The sequence below is a fragment of the Sedimentitalea nanhaiensis DSM 24252 genome, from assembly GCF_000473225.1.
GTDB classification, from domain to species: Bacteria; Pseudomonadota; Alphaproteobacteria; order Rhodobacterales; family Rhodobacteraceae; genus Sedimentitalea; species Sedimentitalea nanhaiensis.
Map to the genome: position 1 here is coordinate 165,220 of NZ_KI421510.1, position 18,354 is coordinate 183,573.

Sequence of the window (18,354 nt, forward strand, 5' to 3'; positions counted from 1 at the left end):
CGCTCCTCACATCCTGAACACGCCGAAGTTGGTTTCGACCTTGGGTCTGCGCGATGTTACATCCAGCATCAGCGCCATGACGTCACGGGTCTCACAGGGCTCGATCACGCTGTCGATCCAAAGGTTGGAAGCAAAATTATAGGCCCCCTGAAAATCTTCGTATTCCTTGCGGATCGGTGCCTTGAAGGCTTCCTCCTCCTCGGGGGTCCAGCTTTTGCCTTCGCGTTCGTTGATCTGCGCGCGGACCTGAGCCAGCACGCTGGCGGCCTGTTCCGGCCCCATGATTGCCGACCGTCCCGTCGGCCAGGCGAACATTGCGTCCGGCTGGAACGGGCGGCCCAGCATCGCCAGGTATCCCGCGCCGTAAGAGCCACCGGTGATGATTGTGAATTTCGGCACCCGGGCCGAAGACATGGCCGTGATCATTTTAGCACCGGCCTTGGCAATGCCCATCTGCTCGACCTCGCGGCCCACCATGAAGCCGTTCACATCGGCCAGGAACAGCAGCGGAATATCACGCTGGACGCAGAGATTGATGAAATGCGTCGCCTTCAGCGCGGCTTCGACGAAAAGCACGCCTGTATTGGCGATGATCCCGACCTCGTGGCCGTGGATGCGCCCCCAGCCGGTCATGATCGTGTCGCCATAAAGCGGCTTGAATTCGTGAAAATCGCTGCCGTCCACCAGCCGCGCGACGATCTCGCGGTTGTCTGTCGGCACCCTGGGATCGCGGCTGACAATGCCGTAGATTTCCTCGACCGGATAGGCCGGCGGGCGCGGCGCGGCGGGCGTCTTGCGGGGCCGGGGCTTTTCGCCCAGATGGCTGACGATCTCGCGGGTGATGGCCAGGGCGTGGGCGTCATCCTCGGCCAGATGGTCGGTCACGCCCGACACCGACGAATGCATCTTGCCGCCACCCAGTTCTTCGGCTTCGACCTTTTCGCCGGTTGCGGCAAAGGTCAATTCCGGTCCGCCCAGATACATAAAGCCCTGACCGCGCACGATCACCACTTCGTCACAGAGCGCGGGAATATATGCGCCACCCGCGGTGCAGGGCCCCATGACCACGGCGATTTGCGGCACACCATCGCCCGACATGCCGATCTGTTGGTGAAAGATGGACCCGAACTGGCCTTCGTCAGGAAAGATGTTTTCCTGATCCGGCAGGAAGGCACCGCCGGAATCCACGAGGGTGATGACGGGCAGACGGTTCTTCCATGCGATCTTCTGGGCGCGCACATGCTTGCGGGAAGTCATGCCGAAATAGGTGCCGCCCTTTACGGTGGCATCATTGGCGATGATCATGCACTGACGGCCTTCGATCACACCGATGCCCGTGATGATGCCCGCGCCCGGTGGCACGCCTTCATATTTGTTCAACCCGGCCAGCTCGCCGAGTTCCAGGAATGGTGTACCCGGGTCGATCAGCCTTTCAATTCTTTCGCGCGGCAGGATTTTGCCTTTGTCCACATGACGTTTGCGCGCCTTTTCGGGGCCGCCGACGCGCTGTTTGAGCCGGAGGGCATGTAGTTCATCGACCTTTTCGCGGTAAGACACGTCGTTGGCGCGGAAGTCGTCGGACCCGGTGTCGAGAAGGGATTTCATTCTTGTCATGGCAGGTCCGGATATTCTCTCAGAACGAAGGCGACCTTGGCGGCACCGGGTTTCTCAAAGGTGTCGGGCGCGACAAGGTGAACGTCGGCCTTGAAGACAAGGGCATCGCGCAGGCGCTGCTCGATTTTCTTCTTGAGCGCCTGGTCATCCGCGGCGTCGCGGTCGGGACCGCGTTCGACGATCACCGTCAGCGCGCCCTGCGTGGTGTGACCCTCGAAATCGGCCACGATGCGCATGACGCCGTTGGTCTCCGGCACCATCTCGGTGATCACGCTGTTGATGGCCGAGGGAAAGACATTGGCCCCGCGCACGATCAGCATGTCGTCGGTCCGGCCGGTGCAGCGGATCTTGGGCCCGGTGCGCCCGCAGGTGCAGTCGGTGTCGAGAACCTCGATGTAATCGCCCGACCGGAATCGCACGAGCGGGCTCGCCCGACGGCCGAGCGCGGTATAGATCATCTCGCCCTCGGCACCCTTTTCCCAAGGGATGATTTCTCCGCTTTCGGGGTCGAGCAATTCGGTAATGATGTAGTCCATGTTGACCATATGCATCCCCGACTGGGCATCGCATTCAGCCCAATAGGTCACACCCAGATCGGTGCCGCCCAGCATCTCACAGCATTTCGCGCCCCAGGCCGCTTCGATCTTGGCCCGGATGGCGGGAATGCCGCCGCCGGGTTCGCCACCGACGATGATCTGTTCGACGCCCAGTTCACTGGCTTTGCAGCCGAGCACTTCGGGCGCTTTGTCAGCCAGGTGCAGCACGAAATTCGGCGCGCCGACGATGCAACGCGGGCGCGTGTCGGCGCAGGCGCGCAGCAGCCGTTCCACGCCACCATCCGCCCCCACAGGCACGTCGATTGCGCCCATGTACTGCAACCCCTGCATCACCGGAATGCCGCCGACAAAACCCTTGGCCAGCGAAAACGCATGCAGCACCATATCGCCGGACCGCACGCCATTGGCAAAGAAACAGCGCGCCGTCATCTCGTGCCACATCTCGGTATCGGCTTCGGTCAGCGCCACGTAAGACGGGCTTCCGGTGGTGCCGGACGAGGCCTGCATCTGGATGATATCGGCCATCGGCGCGGCCCGGTGTTTGCCGAACGGCGGTTCGGCGGCCAGGCTTTCGCGGATCTCGGTCTTGTAGGTATAGGGCAGTTTCTGGAGGTCTTCGATGGTGCGGATATCGTCGAATTCCACACCGGCTTTCGCGAACTTCTCCTGATAGAAAGTCGAGTTTGCCTTGAGATAGGCCATCTGATCGCGCAGCCGCTCTTCCTGAATACGGCGCACCTCGTCGAGCGGCGTGCCCTCGATCGCGTGCCAGAAGCGATCATTTACCTTGTCGGCGGCATCTTCCCGCCGGAAGCGCATTCCAAATTGCATGTCGTTCTCCGTTCCAAGCCGTGGCGATCAATAGGATCGTGGCAGCCCCATGACCTTTTCGCCGATAAAGCTCAGGCACAGTTCGCGGTTCACCGGCGCTGTGCGCAGCAGGCGGACCAGCGGGTACATCTCATAAAGCCCCGTATCTTCGGTAAAGCCCGATCCACCATGCGCCTGAAGCGCCGCGTCGACCGCTTCGATCCCGGCTTCGGCGGCGGCATATTTCGCCATGTTCGACGACGCACCGGCAGGCAGCTTGTTGTCGAACTCCCATGCCGCGCGCCGGGTCATCAGGCTGGCCATCTCGACCGCTGTGTGCGCCTTGGCCATCGGGTGCTGCACGCCCTGGTGCGCACCGATGGGTTGGCCGAACACATTGCGCTCGGAGGCATAGGCCACGCCCTTGTTCAGGGCGAACCGGCCGATGCCGCAGCACAAGGCGGCCAGGATGATACGCTCGGGGTTGAGGCTGTCGAACAGGATCGAGAACCCTTCGTCCACCTCGCCGACCACATCCTCGGGGCCGAGATCCACATCGTCGAAGAACAGTGTCCACTGCTCCTCGGGCAGGGGGATCGAGATCTTCACCCGCTGCTTGTCGACGCCTTTTTTCTTCAGATCCACGGCGAACAGGGTAAAGCCGTCGGTCTTGCGGCTGACCTCGGTATGCGGTTTGGTCCGCGCCACCACGAGGCAGTAGTCGGCCACTTCGGCCCCGGTGATGAAGGTCTTTTCGCCCGACAGGCTGAACCGGTTGCCTCGACGCTTGGCCAGCGTAGTGGCCTTCATCGTGTTCGACCCGGCCCCCGGTTCAGTGATCGCGAAACAGAACTGGATATCACCGCGGCAGGCAGCCGGCAGCAGTTCTTTCTTGTGGAACTCGCTTCCGTGGCTGGCGATATGGGCCAGCGACATGGTCGGCCCGACCACCATCATCAAAAGCGGAATGCCGTGATTGGCGGTGCCCTCCATGAACAGGGCCATTTCGGTCATACCAAGGCCCGCGCCGCCATATTCCTCGGGCACCATGATGCCGAGGAAGCCGTCATCGGCGATCTGGCGGAACATTTCGTGCGGAAACTCGTGCTTGCGTGCGTGTCTCAGCCAGTAATCGTTGTCGAACTTCTGCGCCAGCTGGCCGCCATAGTCGTAAATCTGGCGTTGTTCGTCGTTCAAAATGAAATCCATGTTTCGTCCTCAAGCCTTGAATTCGGGGGCGCGCCGGTTCTCGAATGCATCGAGGCCCTCCGCCACGTCATCGCTGGGCAGTGCGCGCACGGCGGCATCGCGCTCAAGCCGCATCTGCTGGTCGATACCAAGGTCCGCGCCTTCGCGCGCCAACCGCTTCATCTCGGCGATGCCGGGACGTGAACGGGTGGCGATTTTCTCGCAGTATTCCAGCGCAGACTTGTGCAGGTCCGCATCCGGCACGATGTAGTTGACCAATCCGGCCTCTTTGGCCTCGTCCGACTTGAGCCAGCGGGCCGAGAACATCAGGTCGAGCGCCCTGCGCTGCCCCATCAACCGTGTCAACCGCTGCGAGCCACCCCAACCGGGAATCAGCCCGAATTGCGCGTGCTGATCGCCAAACTGGGCGCTTTCGGCCGCGAAACACACATCGCATGCCAGCATCAGTTCGATCCCGCCGGCCAGACACAACCCCTGCACTGCCACCACGACAGGGAGGGAGGAGGTTTCAAGCGCACGCAGGTTGTTCATGCCAAAGGCGATGAAATGGTCCAGCGCGGCGGGATCGTTCAATTTACCTTTCACTTCCACCAGATCGGCACCGGTGCAAAAGTGCTTGCCCTGCGCCCGGATGAGGATCGCCCGAATAGCGGGGTTCGCCTCGAATTCCGCACGCGCGACAGAAATACGCTCATGCACCTCAAGTGATAGGCAATTGAATTTCTCGGGGCGGGCCAGTTCGATGATGCCGGTGTTGCCCTCGGAAGTGACGAGGATGGGGTCGCTCATTTCGAGGCTCCCTTCGCCTTCTTGTCATACTGCAGCGCCATGCGACCGACCTTCTCGCGGGCGATCACCAGCTTCTGAATCTGCGCGGTGCCGTCGCCGATCTGAAGGCCGAGAACGTCGTTGTAACGCTGGTGGTGGGGCAGGTCGGTGGTGTAGCCGTAATGTCCGTGCAGGATCAGGCACTGGTGCAGGATCTCGCAGGCGGTTTTGGGCAGGTACCATTTGCACATGGCAGCCTGAGAGGTGTGGGGCAGGCCACAGTCGCGCAGGTCCAGCGTGTAATAGCAAAGCTGGCGCATCATGGTCAGTTGGGTCTCGGCCTCGGCCAAGGGAAAGCTGACACCCTGATACTGCACGATCGGGGCTCCGAATGCCTCGCGCTCCTGAACGTAGGCCCAGGTTTCATCCACCGACGCTTGCGCGGCCCCCAGGCACTCCAGCCCGATCAGTGCGCGGGAATAGTCGAAGCCCGCCATGATCGTGCCAAAAGCACGGTCCTGTTCCGCCATCATGTTTTCAGCCGGCACGAAAACATCGTCAAAGAAAACCGAGCCGCGCCCGACAGGCTTGGTGCCGATGTCGTCAAAATGGGTGCGCTTGATGCCTTCCTGGTTCAGATCGACGAAAAAGGCGCTGACCCCGCGTGAGCCGCCGTCAGGATCGCCGGTACGGGCAAAGACGACCGCCGCATCCGCCTGACTGGCAAAACTCATGGATGTCTTTTCACCGTTCAGCCGCCAGCCGTTGCCGGATTTCTCGGCCCTCAGAATCAGGTTCGCCGCATCCGAACCGCCACGCGGCTCTGTCAGGCCCAGACCAATGACGGCATCACCCGAAACAACCTTGGGCACCCATTCCGACGCGATGTTCTTGGAGGCATGTTTGGCAACCATTCCGCCCATGAGAGAGCCCAGAAGCTGCACGTAACTTGCGTTGAAATCGGCATAGGCGATCTCTTCGACGATCAGCCCTGACGTGACAGAGCTTTCGCCGAGTCCCCCGAATTCCTCGGGCAGATCGGCCCCGATCAGCCCCAGTGCGCCCATCTCCTTGATCAGCGCACGGTCGAATGTATGGCCGCTGGCGCGTTCTTGATATGTGGGCGCAAGCCTTTCAGTTGCGAAGCGCTTTGCGGTCTCGCGAAACGCCTTCTGATCGTCTGTAGGCTGGAATTGCATCGGTGCTCCTCCCCATGAGCGAAAATCTTCTTTCCAAAAAAATCTAACAAATGTTAGAATGTAGATCAAGTGCAGTTTTGAGGAGGAGAACCAAAGTGAAAAATAGACCAGATGGAAGCTTTGAAACCATGCTCTCGCCCATCCGCGCAGGCCAGCATACGTTGCGAAATCGTGTCATCATGGGGTCGATGCACACGCGGTTGGAAACCGAGCCCGACGGCATAGCCAAACAGATCGCATTTTACGCCGAGCGTGCGCGGGGGGAGGCGGCGATTCTGGTCACCGGCGGGTTTTCGCCCAATGCCGAGGGCATATTCGATCCAGAAGGTCCGAGAATCGATGACCCGGAAGAAGCGCTTGACCTGCGCCCGATCTGCGAGGCGGTGCAGGCCGAAGGCAGCCTGATCTGCGCACAACTCCTCCACGCCGGGCGCTATGCCAAGATCGAAGGGTGTGTGGCCCCGTCGCCGATCCGCGCTCCGATCAACCGTTTCATCCCGCGTGAAATGACCGAAGCCGACATTCTCCGTACCATCGAGGATTTTGCCGTGGCGGCCGCCAATGCGCAGGCCGCAGGCTTTGATGGCGTCGAGATCATGGGGTCCGAAGGATACCTGATCAACGAATTCACCGTCACCCACACCAACAAGCGCCAAGACGACTGGGGCGGCAGCGCCGCGAACCGCCACCGATTCCCGGTCGAGATCGTGCGCGCGGTGCGCGAACGTTGCGGCCCCGACTTTCTGGTCATCTACCGGATTTCGGCGGCCGATCTGGTCGAGGGCGGCGCGCCCGCCGATGAAATTGCCGCACTGGCCCGCAAGATCGAGGCTGCGGGTGCGGATATCCTGAACACCGGCATCGGCTGGCATGAGGCCCGCGTGCCGACGATCGCCTACCCGGTGCCGCGCGGTGCCTGGCGCAAGGCGGCAGCCAACGTCAAAGCGGCGGTGTCGATCCCGGTAGTCGCCTCGAACCGGATCAACACACCCCAGCTTGCAGAAGACATACTTGCCTCTGGCGATGCGGACATGATCTCGATGGCGCGCCCGTTTCTGGCCGATCCGCATTTCGTGAAAAAGACGCGCGAGGGCCGCGCAGACGAGATCAACACCTGCATTGCCTGCAACCAGGCCTGCCTGGATTTCATTTTTTCGGACCGGCCGGTCGGATGTCTGGTCAATCCAAGGGCCGGGCGTGAAACGGAATTCCGGGATACGCCAACCGACACGCCAAAGAAAGTGGCCGTCGTTGGCGGTGGTGCCGCGGGCATGGCCACAGCCGCCGAGGCGGCGCGGCTGGGCCACGATGTCACCCTGTTCGAAGCGCAGGACAAATTGGGCGGTCAGCTGAATCTGGCCCGCGCCGCACCAGGCAAGGACGAATTCGACGAAACCCTGCGGTATTATGCCGGTCAGATGCAGAAACACGGGGTCACGCAGCGTCTGGGACAGCGGGCAGAGGCGAGCGATCTTGAGGGATTTGACCATGTGGTCATCGCCACCGGGGTCACGCCGCGCATTCCCGACCTGCCGGGTATCGACCATCCCAGCGTCGCGACCTACGCCGAAATTCTGTCCGGTGACCGCGAGGCGGGCGACCGTGTCGTGGTGATGGGGGCGGGGGGCATCGGTCATGATGTGGCCGAGTTCCTAGTGACCAAACCCGCCGAGACCGCGAATTCCGACGTCTTTTGCGAAACCTGGGGTGTGGACCCCGAATTTGTCTCCTCGGGTGCCCTGGCGGGCGACCCTCTGGCACCGAAGCCGTCGCGCCGCAAGGTCGTCATGCTGCAGCGCAAGACCGCTAAACCGGGCGCGGGGCTTGGTGTTTCGACAGGGTGGATCCTGCGCAACGCGCTGCGCAAACATGGGGTCGAGGCAATGGGCGGGGTGACCTATGAACATATCGACGATGCGGGGCTGCACATCGTCGCGGACGGAAACCCGACGGTCATCGCAGCCGATACAATTGTGCTGTGCACCGGTCAGGAACCGGAACGAGCCCTGGCCAAAGAGGTTGTAGCGCGCGGCGTCCCGGTTACGATGATCGGCGGGGCAAAGGAGGCCGCCGAACTGGATGCGCTGCGCGCCATTGATGAGGGCGTGCGCCTGGCGCAGGATCTCTGAACCGAGGCTCGGGCAAGGGGGAAACTATGCTGACCGACGTCATCCGCGCGGGGCGCGCTGATCTGTATTCGATCTTTCGAACCCGCGCACATGACTGCGCCCGCGCCCTCGCCATCGAGGACGGCAGCAGGAAACTGACCTATGCAGAACTGCTGGAGCGGGTCGATCGTCTGGCGGCTGTCTTTCTGGCACGAGGCGTGGCGCCCGGAGACAGGATCGCGATCCTGTCGCATAACCGCTCAGAATACCTGGAGGTCGAACTTGCAGCAGCGGGAATCGGCGCGATCGTCGCCTGTCTGAACTGGCGGCTTGCCCCCGATGAACTGCGGCACTGCATCGATCTGGTCGAGCCGGTTCTCGCGGTTGTCGAACCGGAACTTTCAGAAGCTTACCGCGCCGTCGCGTCGACACCCTGTCTAACCGTCGGGCCAGACCTGGAAACGGCCATTGCCGGGGTCGAGCCGGACCCGCGCACCGGAACCATGGTTGACGACCCCGAGGCCGGTCTGACGATCCTCTATACCTCGGGGACCACGGGCCTGCCCAAGGGGGCGCATATCAGCCACCGCGCGCATATCGCCCGATCCATGGTTTTTGCGGCCCAGCTGGCGCTGGATCCCGGCGACGGGTTCATCGCCTGGGCGCCGATGTTCCACATGGCCTCCACCGATCATGCGCTGGCAACGATCCTGCGGGGCGGGACCGTGGTGATGGTGGACGGGCTGCAGCCCGCCGTCATCAACGAGGCGCTGTCACGCCACAGGATCGGCTGGTTCGTGATGATGCCCGGGGCACTGGAGGCTTTTATTAACGAACGGCACGCCAACCCTTTGCCGCTGAAGGGGATCAAGGTTTGCGGCGCAATGGCTGATCTGGTGCCGCCGCATCAGATCGCGGAACTGACCGGTCTTCTGGACACGCCCTATCTGAATTCCTTCGGGGCGACCGAAACCGGCCTGCCGCCGGGAACCGCCGATCTGATCGCGCCGGGTGTGACCCCGGACCGGCTGTCCAAGCGCATCAGCGCCTTTTGCGAGGTGCGGCTGGTCGATCCCGACGACCGCGAAGTCCCCGATGGAACGCCGGGCGAAATGGCGCTTCGGGGTTCGACGCTGTTTTCCGGGTACTGGAACGCCGACGACACCAATGCCCGTGACTTTCGCAACGGCTTTTTCCACATGGGCGATCTGTTCCGGCGCAATGCGGACGGCACCGTCGACTTTGTGGATCGGGCGAAATACCTGATCAAGACCGGAGGTGAAAACGTCTATCCGGCGGAAATCGAACGTGTGCTTCTTTCCCATCCCGATGTGATCGATGCTGCCGTGGTCAGGGCCTTCGACGCGAAATGGGGGGAAAGCCCGGTGGCCTTTGTCGCCTGTGACGATGACGGGCCGGATGCCGAGGCGCTGCTGAACTTGTGCCGCGAAAGCCTGGCTGGCTATAAGCGACCGCGCGAAATTCGCTTCATCGCGTTCGAGGACTTTCCCAGATCGACCAGCGGAAAGGTCCAGCGGCATATCCTCGAAGCCCGGCTCGCAGATTAATTTTCGCTCTGACCCGATCGTCACCCCGCCACGCCCGTTCGCCCCACTAGCGATATAAGCGTTCCTTTCATCGTTGCGATGAGCTTCTCATCCCCGCCCTTTGGAGTAGCCCCCTGAAAGAGGTCCACCAACTGGGATAGATTGACCCGCGATTGATGTGCTGCCCTCTGTCGGACCACAGGGCTGCGGGTATTCCGGGGGATTGAGCTCAGGAGGATTCTTCGATCCCTAAGCCATTAATCAGCGCGATCGGTGGTTTGTTCCAGGTTGCGCTGTGGGAGCAGCAGGTAACCCGGCGCTTCGCACGGACGGGCATGGAATGCCGGCAAGTGCCGGTTGACGCTGCTGCGGGCCTTCAAGGGAAAGTCGGCGACTATCCGATGTGCGGGACAAAGCGGACATTCGCCAAGCGACCTCAAACGTCCGGTTCTGTACTGCGGCCCGACAAAACGATATCAAGTGATCAGCGGTCAGCCGATCGCACCTGTGTAACTGTCTTCTTCGGCCCTCCTGTCTGCATGATCTGGGACAGGTAAGAATTGCGCCGTCTGATGAAGTCACGCAGAAGGGTCGGGTAATCTTCACTGACGGCATTCTTCACAGAAACCCGACGCTCCAGTTCATGTCGCCAGGCCCTTACACGGGCAAGCCCTGTGAAGACGCCAAACTCTCCGATGGTGTCAAAAACGTCGAAATAGCGGAAGACCGGGCCGAATACGACATCGACGAGGCTGAACCGGTGGCCATCGAACCATGGTCCCTCCCCAAGCTCCGCGTCCAGCCGAAGGAACTTTGAGCGGAGCGCCGCCACTTTTTCTTCCAACGCTTTCTCGTTCGGCGCCGAGTAGAACCCCGCAATGTCGTTCAAGACAGCAGATCCAAATTCAATCCAGGCACGGTGGCGGGCGCGATCGAGAGCGTCGTGCGGATGGAGCGCGTGGGGTTGTGTATCCTCAAGATATTCGAGGATAACCGCAGATTCGAAAATCGGCGTCCCGTCCACAACCAGGACAGGCGTCTTGCCCAGCGGAGATATGGCAAGAAACCAGTCGGGCTTGTTCGAAAGATCGATGTCAGTTCTCTCGAACGTGACACCTTTCTCAGTGAGCGAGATCGCCGCGCGCTGCACATATGGGCAGAGCGCATGGCTAATGAGGTGGAGGCTCATGTTGTCTCTCCCGCCATCTGCACGTTACCGGGCGCGAAGGAAGGGCTGAGGGCGAAACGGCCGTCGCCCAGAAGCCCTTGCACGATGGCAAGCAGCGTCAGATAGGCCGGGTATTCCCACCCGCCGTTCTCGTATCCGAACATCCAGCCGTTTCCGGAGTGAGCCCAGGTCGCACCGGCCAGGATGGGCACGGTCGCCGATGCGACCCACCGAGCCTGTACGCCGAGGACCAAAAGGGCACCGGCAATCGCCTCGACTGCAAAGACCATATAAGCAAACCAGCCGGGCAGCCCGATCGAAATGAAGAACTGCGCCGTTCCGGGAAGTGTGAAAATGAAGAGCTTGAGAAACAGGCTGTGCGCCAGGAACATGATCCCGAGTGCTATACGGAGCAGGAATATCCCAAATTCTGTGAGGTGCGATTGTGACATGATATGATCCCATATGTCGATGCATTGGCATCTATATATGCCGCGTCATATGCCGCGTCAAGGTTGATGCACTTACATGTACATGATAGGTGCTGGGTATGAACGAGATTGACCATGCTACTGAGGCCGCCTGGACAGCCCTCATGACTAAAAGCCGCGTTTTGCTTGAGGCTGTCGAAACGTCTCTGAAATCGGCAGGATACCCGCCACTTGCATGGTATGACGCGCTTCTGGAACTCGAGAAGGCAGGCCCAGACGGACTCCGGCCATTCGAACTCAAAGACCGGATTTTGTTACCCCAATACGGTACATCGCGGTTGCTGAACCGTATGGTGAAAGCAGGGCTGGTGGACCGACAGGACTGCTTGGAAGATGGGCGAGGTCAAAACATTTCTATCTCTGAAAAGGGTAAATCTGTCAGGAGGGCGATGTGGCCGATCTATGAACGGGTTCTGTCGGAAAGGATCGGCGCAAAGCTGAAACCCAAAGACGCCGCTCAATTGGCCACGCTACTCTCAAGGCTCTGAAGTCTCGGTCGACTGACGCGAAACCTGTCTGTGACTTTCCACGCTAAGTGGCCCTGAATTTTTTTTCACGTTAATTGGCCGACAGTTGCCTATGTCGGTGTGCGAAGGGTGTTTCGGGCTGTTTCGACGTCCTTTCGCATCCAACAGACTTCTGCGTGATCGTTGATAAATCCCATGGCCTGCATGAATGCATATACGGTGGTCGGTCCCACGAATTTGAAGCCAAGCTTTCGTAGGTCTTTGGAAAGGGTCTCGGACGCTGGTGATTTGGACCGCATTTGTGGCAGTGCGTCGTCCTTGGCAGGTTCATATAGCCAGATGAATGGGTCACGTCCCTTGGAGAGGTGTAACTCTGGGTCGCGCCCTTGATGGCGTCCGCGTTCCGCATGAGGCGCTGTAGGACGGCATCAAGGGCGCGGTGGTCATCGGAAAATTTTCGGTAGGGTCGGGTTGCTGAACCAACCTGAACCGAAGGAAGACCCCGATGACCAAACCCATGATGGACCTGCGAGAGCTTGTGGAGAAGAGCGCAGACGCCGATCTTCTTCGAGATATGATCGGTTTTGCCGCCGAGCGGCTGATGGAACTCGAGGTTGGCGCGAAGACAGGCGCCGACTATGGCGAGAAGAATCCGGCACGGCTTGTGCAGCGGAACGGTTACCGAGATCGGGACTGGCAGACGCGGGCCGGGAACGTGGAGTTGCGCATCCCAAAGCTGCGCAGCGGCAGCTATTTCCCGTCCTTTCTCGAGCCGCGCCGGGCCACCGAGAAGGCCCTGACGGCGGTCATTCAGGAGGCCTATGTCCACGGCGTCTCGACCCGATCCATGGACGATCTGGTCCAGGCGATGGGCGGGACCGGCATCTCGAAGAGCCAGGTCAGCCGCCTGTGCGAGGAAATCGACGAACGCGTCGATACTTTTCTCACCCGCCCGATCGAGGGCGAATGGCCCTACCTCTGGATCGACGCCACCTATCTCAAGGTCCGACAGGGCGGTCGTATCGTCTCCGTCGCCGTGACCATTGCCGTCGGCGTCAACACGGACGGGCGCCGCGAGGTGCTGGGCATGTCCATCGGGCCGTCCGAGGCCGAGACGTTCTGGACCGATTTCCTGCGCGACCTGGTGCGCCGCGGACTGAACGGGGTGAAGCTGGTGATCAGCGACGCACACGAGGGGATCAAGGCTGCCACGGCGCGTGTCCTGTCCACCACCTGGCAGCGCTGCCGCGTGCATTTCCAGCGAAATGCGCTCGCCCATGCCGGCAAGAGCAGCCGTCGCGTCATATCAGCCTTCATCGCCACCGCCTTCGCCCAGCCGGACCATGCGGCGGCCAAGACCCAATGGCGAAACGTCGCCGACCAGATGCGGGGCAAGCTGCCCAAGCTCGCGACCCTCATGGATGGCGCCGAGGAGGACGTGCTGGCCTACATGACCTTCCCCCAGCAACACCGGGCGAAGTTACACTCGACCAATCCGATCGAACGTCTGAACGGCGAGATCAAGCGGCGCACCGATGTCGTCGGGATCTTTCCCAATGAAGCCTCGATCCGGCGTCTCGTCGGCGCGATCCTGATGGAGCAGACTGAGGAATGGGCCGTCCAGCGCTCTCGCTACATGACACTGGAAACCTTGGGCCCGTCTGCGATGATCCCATCGTCAGCCTGCCTGCCGCGCAGACGGACTGACCAGCTCGGCGCGCCGAAAACCAGCTGGCCAGCCTTGAGCTACACCACCAATTGGGACGTGATCGATGAATGCGGCGAAGGAGCCTTCCTCTTGGACGACCTCGAAAGTACGGCGAGCGTTGTTGATCACGGCTTCGATCTTGCCTCGATAGCGAACAATTCCTTCATCGGCAAGTAGGCGCTCAATGTCGTTGTCGTCAAAGTTCGCAACTCCCCGAAAGTCGAACCCGGCGAAGGCAGCACGAAAGTTCTCGCGCTTGGCCAGAATGGTGCGCCAGCTCAGCCCTGACTGGAAACTCCGGCGTGACGGCAGCCCATCGGCACCGTGGGCGTCCATCCGTTCCAATTACGGTTGCAGCATCAGGCCGCTGCCGCATAAACTTGAACAGAAACCGAACCAGATCCTCCGTTACGATACAGTCTCAGCTCTCCGAAAAACCCTGACGACGGACAATCGGCGACCGCACTGCTAAAAGCTAACATTACCGCTTGACAGGTCTGAACCTGCTGGCGGCGATCTGGATACCGCGCGCGCCTACGGGAAACGGTTGGCCGAGGTCGCGAGCCGCTGGAACAGCTGATCCAGCTGTCTGAATAATCGGCCCGACCGCCCGGATCGGATGTGCTGCGGCCGGGTTGCGCTCAGTCCGCGACCCCCGCCCGCCCGATCAGCGCCATGAGCGTTCCGGTCATCGTTGCGACGAGCTTTTCATCCTGGCCCTTCACGGCATAGGCACGCGCCTCGCATATGGTCAGCGTCCTGCCTGGTTTCACCACGTCAGCGACGAAGCGAAACCGTTCGCCGTCCGCCGGGTTGAGTAGGTTGATCTTGAATTCGGCCGTCAACACTGCCGCGTCCGCTGGCATCAGCGAAAAGGCCGCGTATCCGCAGGCGCTGTCCAGCGCTGTCGACACGATTCCGGCATGCAAAAACCCATGCTGCTGGGTCAGTGCAACCTGATGTGCCATTTCCAGAACGATGCGGCCGGGTAACAACTCGGCAATGCTGATCCCCAACGTGTTCATCACCTTCTGGCGATCGAAACTGTTGCGCACGCGTGCGTCATAGTCGGGGTTTTTCGGTTTGAATTGTGTCATGGCGGGTCTTCCTCTTCGATTTCATTCGTCAATGACCAATCTTAGGCGGTCTTTGAGGCGCGTATCTTGTAGCGAAAGGTCAAAACGACGCGGAATAGACAGAGCGCGCAACGCGCCGGGCGGTTTGCCGGCGAAGATCCGGCAAGCGGCGGACAAGTGAGATTGATCGTAATATCCGGCGTCCAGCGCCAGATCGCTCAGCGGCAGGGTCTTTGACGCAAGCTGCCCGAGAGCCCGGCGAAAGCGTCGCAAGGTCGCAAGCCGCCGCCGCGACACGCCGGTTTCCGCCCGCACCTTTCGACGTTTGGTCCGGTCGCTGTAAGCTCCGGTTGGTGCGGCAAAGCTCAGGTCTCTCGCAAGGCCGTCAAGCACCGCGATGAGCGCAGGCAGGTCATCGTCCCCGGTCTGAATCCGGGCCAGTTCTGAGGCCAGCATGTCCAGCCCTTTGGAGTCGGGAAATCGCTGCGGTCGTGACGACAGTCGCAGCCCGGCCACGACACCCTGGAATGGCCTTGGGCGGGGCGAAAAATAGGGGCGCGGTTCTGCCAGCGATACGCGCCCGCCGCCGCTGTCGTCGCGCGTTACCGAAAGGGTAAAGAGGTCGGTTGCGAACCGCCCGCGTCCACCACCGCTCAGCACACCGGTATCGCGGAACACGAACAAATGGTCGATCTGTTTGGCCGCTTCCTCAGGCGGCGCCAGTTCGAGATAAAGCGGCGCCGCCATCAGGTTACTTGACGAAAGCATCCCGGTTCTCGGCGACGAAATCGGCAAATCGGCGCGCCGGGCGTCCCATCACATCGCTGACCGTGGTCTCGATGCCGGCAAGGTAGCCCTTGGGCGCGATGGAAGCCAATTCGACCATGGCTCTGGCGACCTCGTCCTGCATTCCGCCAGCCACCATGCCCGCCTTGGCATTTTCGGCCGACAGGGGTGCGCAGGTGACAGTGCGCCCGGTCACCCTGGACAGGAGGGCGGCGATATCTTCTCCGGTAAGAGCTTCGGGCCCGGTCAGACCAAGAGCCTTGCCTTCGTAACCCGGAGCGGTCAGCGCCTCGGCGGCGACATCCGCGATGTCGCGGGCGTCGATCCAGGCCACGGGGCCGCCCAGATCGTCATAGTACACGGCGTCCTTTGCAATGTTACCGGCCTGCCACAGCAGGTTCTGCATGAAATAGGTCGGCTGGACAAAGGTCCAGTCAAGGCCGCTTTGCTTCAGCAGCTCCTGGGTTTCGGAATGCCACTTTCCAAAGGTCAGCCCCGCCTTGGGCGACGCGCCAAGCCCCGTGGCCACAACGATATGGCGCACGCCCGCGGCCTTGGCCGCCTCGATCACGTTCGCCTTCCACTGGCGCATGTTCAGATGGGCAGGCGTGACCAGGTATATCTTTTCTGCCCCGTCACAGGCCCGCGCCAGCGCGGCAGGGTCCGTGAAATCCGCGACGACCGCCTCGCATCCTTTGGCCTTTAGCGCGTCTAACTTTGAGAGGTCGCTGGTGACAGCGCGCACGGTCGCGCCTTTTGCCAGAAGCGTGTCGACGAGGGGCGCACCAGTCGTGCCCGTGGCTCCGAAAACAGTGATCATGACTTTTCCTTTTGCAGGTCTGCGATGGGCTGAATGGTTTCCGGGTTGCTGATCGACGACAGATCGCCTGGATCTTCACCGAGAAAGGCGGCGCGCACGACACGGCGCATGGTTTTCATGCTGCGGGTCTTGGGCAGCGCTTCGACAAAGTGGATCTCGCGCGGGCGGAAGGGTTTCGAGACGATCTCCCCGACACGATCCTTGAGCCGGTTCACGAGCTCCGCGTCCGGCGACACATTTGGTGCCGCCACGCAGACGCAGACGACAGCCACGCCCTTGATGTCATCAGGTGCCGCGATGGCCGCGGCGTCCACCACCTCTCCGGTTTCGGTCAGGGCCGCCTCGATCTCGGGCGGGCCGATGCGTTTGCCGGCGATGTTCAGCGTGTCGTCCGACCGGCCCAGGATATACCATGTCCCGTCCGGATCGCAGCGCACCCAGTCGCCGTGCCGCCAGAGGCCGGGGAAGGTGGACCAGTAGGTGTCAAGGTAGCGATCGCGGTCCCCCCTGATGGCCGGGGTCAGACCCAGAGGCGGCTGGGTCACGACCAGTTCGCCGACCTCGCCCGGTGCGGCTTCGCTGCCGTCCTGGCGCAGAACCTTGGCCCCGACACCCAGGGCCTGGGCCGAAAATCCGCCGGGCTTGAGCTCGTGCAGCACGGTCGAGGTCAGGATCGCGCCAAAAAGCTCGGTCCCGCCCGAGATGTTCAGCGGCACGGCGCGGCGGCGACAGATATGATCGAGCTGCCAGAGCCAGGCATCCTCGGTCCAGGGCTCGCCGGTCGAGGCGACGATGCGCAGGGACGACAAGTCGTAGCCCGACAAAGATTCAGTATCCTGCGTCATGAACTGCCGTACCAGGGTCGGGGCCACGCCGAGATGCGTGACCTCCATCTCGGACGCAAGACGCAGCAGCCTGAAGGGATCGCCGGGCATTGATGGTGCGCCCTCGGCCAGCACCAGAGTCGAACCGGACAAGAGCACCGATAAAAGGGTGAGCGGTCCCATGACCCACCCCATGTCGGTCATCCAGAGGTGCCGGTCATCCCGTTTCATGTCGAGGCAAAGCAGGAAATCGGCCGTGGCCTTGGCCTGCACGCCCAAATGGGTATGCACGACACCCTTGGGCCGCCCGGTGGTGCCCGATGTATAGGCGATGAGAAAGGTGTCATCGGCACTGACGGGAACGGCGGCAAACTCCGGACTGGCGCGGCCCACTGTTTCGGTCCAGTCCAGATCGCGGGCCGGATCGGCCACCGCATCGCCGAACCGTCGCAGGCTGATCACGGTATGAACCGATGGTACGTCGGTCAAAGCCTGGGCAAGGGTCGCTTCCATCCAGACCGGCTTGCCTCGCCGGGGTGTGGCATCCGCCGTCAACACCGCCACGGCATCCGCGTCGTTCAGGCGCGATACGATGGCATGGGGCGCAAAACCGGAAAACAGCGGCACCGCAACCGCGCCCAGCCGGGCAATACCCAGAAGCGCGGCCTCGATTTCGGGGATCATCGGCATATAGATGCCCACCGCCTGACCGGGCCTTACACCGCGCGTGGCAAGGGCCGAGGCGACGCGGGAGGCTTCGGCGGTAAGGTCGGAATAGGTCCAGCGGCGGCGGCTTCCGTCTTCGCCGACCCAGTCGATTGCGACCTTGTCGCCCAAGCCATCGGCAATTCGGGCGTCAAGACAGGTTTCCGTCAGATTCAAAGTACTCCCGACGGCCCACCGGATCGATTCGGGCCCTTCGGAGATATCTCGCAACCGGCTGTAGGGCCGCGCGAACCGTATCCCGGCATGGTCAATGATCTGGCCCCAGAACCAGTCTGGGTCTTCATTCGAACGGCGGACGAGTTCCTCGTAACTGTCAATGCCGCAGCCCTTCAGAAATGAGGTCAGCGTGCTTGTCCGCTGGATGTCAGAGCCTGGCTGAAACATTCGCAACCTTTCTAGAATGAAAAAGGGCCGCACATAAGGCGCGGCCAGTCGGGGAGGTAACTCTTGGCACGGTATGGCAGCAGCGCCTTGAG

Annotated in this window: 15 protein-coding genes and 2 pseudogenes; 4 read left to right on the forward strand and 13 right to left on the reverse strand. The window is 61.5% G+C overall.

The genetic code is table 11. The features are described 5' to 3' along the window. Window positions 1–6 precede the first annotated feature (6 nt). The 5 genes from NANH_RS0124515 to NANH_RS0124535 are packed head-to-tail and all read right to left on the reverse strand — an operon-like array spanning window position 7 to window position 6,157. Entirely contained in the window at window positions 7–1,614 is a 1,608-nt protein-coding gene (locus NANH_RS0124515; RefSeq protein WP_027264400.1) for an acyl-CoA carboxylase subunit beta, read from the reverse strand. Beyond that, window positions 1,611–3,002, reverse strand: a complete 1,392-nt coding sequence (locus NANH_RS0124520) for a phenylacetate--CoA ligase family protein (RefSeq protein ID WP_027264401.1) — start codon at window positions 3,000–3,002, stop codon at window positions 1,611–1,613. Before NANH_RS0124520 ends, NANH_RS0124515 begins: the two co-directional genes overlap by 4 nt. Window positions 3,003–3,029: 27 nt before the next feature. Beyond that, on the reverse strand, window positions 3,030–4,190 hold the full coding sequence (locus tag NANH_RS0124525) for an acyl-CoA dehydrogenase family protein (protein ID WP_027264402.1): 1,161 nt from the start codon (window positions 4,188–4,190) through the stop codon (window positions 3,030–3,032). Between the two features lie 9 nt (window positions 4,191–4,199). Further along, on the reverse strand, window positions 4,200–4,979 hold the full coding sequence (locus NANH_RS0124530; protein ID WP_027264403.1) for an enoyl-CoA hydratase/isomerase family protein: 780 nt from the start codon (window positions 4,977–4,979) through the stop codon (window positions 4,200–4,202). Next, entirely contained in the window at window positions 4,976–6,157 is a 1,182-nt protein-coding gene (locus NANH_RS0124535; protein ID WP_027264404.1) for an acyl-CoA dehydrogenase family protein, read from the reverse strand. Before NANH_RS0124535 ends, NANH_RS0124530 begins: the two co-directional genes overlap by 4 nt. Before the next feature lie 128 nt (window positions 6,158–6,285). On the opposite strand from NANH_RS0124535, the gene NANH_RS0124540 reads away from it, so the two are divergent. Together NANH_RS0124540 and NANH_RS0124545 are read left to right on the forward strand one after the other, a co-directional pair. Further along, complete coding sequence (locus NANH_RS0124540; RefSeq protein WP_036051597.1) at window positions 6,286–8,286, forward strand: NADPH-dependent 2,4-dienoyl-CoA reductase; 2,001 nt, start codon at window positions 6,286–6,288, stop codon at window positions 8,284–8,286. Window positions 8,287–8,312: 26 nt separating this feature from the next. Then, complete coding sequence (locus tag NANH_RS0124545) at window positions 8,313–9,833, forward strand: class I adenylate-forming enzyme family protein (RefSeq protein WP_027264406.1); 1,521 nt, start codon at window positions 8,313–8,315, stop codon at window positions 9,831–9,833. A 463-nt stretch (window positions 9,834–10,296) separates the two neighbouring features. Here the strand turns inward: NANH_RS0124545 and NANH_RS0124555 are convergent, their stop codons facing one another. Beyond that, the gene (locus NANH_RS0124555) at window positions 10,297–11,001 is read right to left on the reverse strand and encodes a glutathione S-transferase family protein (RefSeq protein WP_027264407.1); all 705 of its coding nucleotides are present in this window, start codon (window positions 10,999–11,001) and stop codon (window positions 10,297–10,299) included. Beyond that, complete coding sequence (locus tag NANH_RS0124560) at window positions 10,998–11,432, reverse strand: DoxX family protein (RefSeq protein WP_036051600.1); 435 nt, start codon at window positions 11,430–11,432, stop codon at window positions 10,998–11,000. The genes NANH_RS0124555 and NANH_RS0124560 overlap by 4 nt, the downstream gene beginning before the upstream one ends. A 98-nt stretch (window positions 11,433–11,530) precedes the next feature. Here NANH_RS0124560 and NANH_RS0124565 point away from each other — a divergent pair, with 98 nt between their 5' ends. Next, window positions 11,531–11,959 carry a MarR family winged helix-turn-helix transcriptional regulator gene (locus tag NANH_RS0124565; RefSeq protein ID WP_036051603.1) on the forward strand — a complete coding sequence of 143 codons (429 nt, stop codon included), beginning with the start codon at window positions 11,531–11,533 and terminating at the stop codon, window positions 11,957–11,959. An 89-nt stretch (window positions 11,960–12,048) separates the two neighbouring features. Here the strand turns inward: NANH_RS0124565 and NANH_RS28230 are convergent, their stop codons facing one another. Further along, complete coding sequence (locus tag NANH_RS28230; protein WP_317512639.1) at window positions 12,049–12,279, reverse strand: DNA-3-methyladenine glycosylase I; 231 nt, start codon at window positions 12,277–12,279, stop codon at window positions 12,049–12,051. 164 nt (window positions 12,280–12,443) lie between these two features. On the opposite strand from NANH_RS28230, the pseudogene NANH_RS27240 reads away from it, so the two are divergent. Then, a pseudogene (locus NANH_RS27240) lies at window positions 12,444–13,645 on the forward strand (IS256 family transposase). Window positions 13,646–13,712: 67 nt separating this feature from the next. Here NANH_RS27240 and NANH_RS0124575 read toward each other — a convergent pair. From NANH_RS0124575 to NANH_RS0124595, 5 genes and pseudogenes are all read right to left on the reverse strand, one after another. Beyond that, window positions 13,713–13,982 (reverse strand): annotated as a pseudogene (locus NANH_RS0124575) (DNA-3-methyladenine glycosylase I); the annotation flags it as partial. Between the two features lie 305 nt (window positions 13,983–14,287). Beyond that, window positions 14,288–14,743, reverse strand: a complete 456-nt coding sequence (locus NANH_RS0124580; RefSeq protein WP_027264411.1) for a PaaI family thioesterase — start codon at window positions 14,741–14,743, stop codon at window positions 14,288–14,290. Between the two features lie 21 nt (window positions 14,744–14,764). After that, the gene (locus NANH_RS0124585; protein WP_223228098.1) at window positions 14,765–15,469 is read right to left on the reverse strand and encodes a helix-turn-helix domain-containing protein; all 705 of its coding nucleotides are present in this window, start codon (window positions 15,467–15,469) and stop codon (window positions 14,765–14,767) included. A 4-nt stretch (window positions 15,470–15,473) separates the two neighbouring features. Beyond that, window positions 15,474–16,328, reverse strand: a complete 855-nt coding sequence (locus NANH_RS0124590) for an SDR family oxidoreductase (RefSeq protein WP_027264413.1) — start codon at window positions 16,326–16,328, stop codon at window positions 15,474–15,476. Continuing rightward, on the reverse strand, window positions 16,325–18,262 hold the full coding sequence (locus tag NANH_RS0124595) for an AMP-binding protein (protein WP_027264414.1): 1,938 nt from the start codon (window positions 18,260–18,262) through the stop codon (window positions 16,325–16,327). The genes NANH_RS0124590 and NANH_RS0124595 overlap by 4 nt, the downstream gene beginning before the upstream one ends. Window positions 18,263–18,354: the final 92 nt, after the last annotated feature.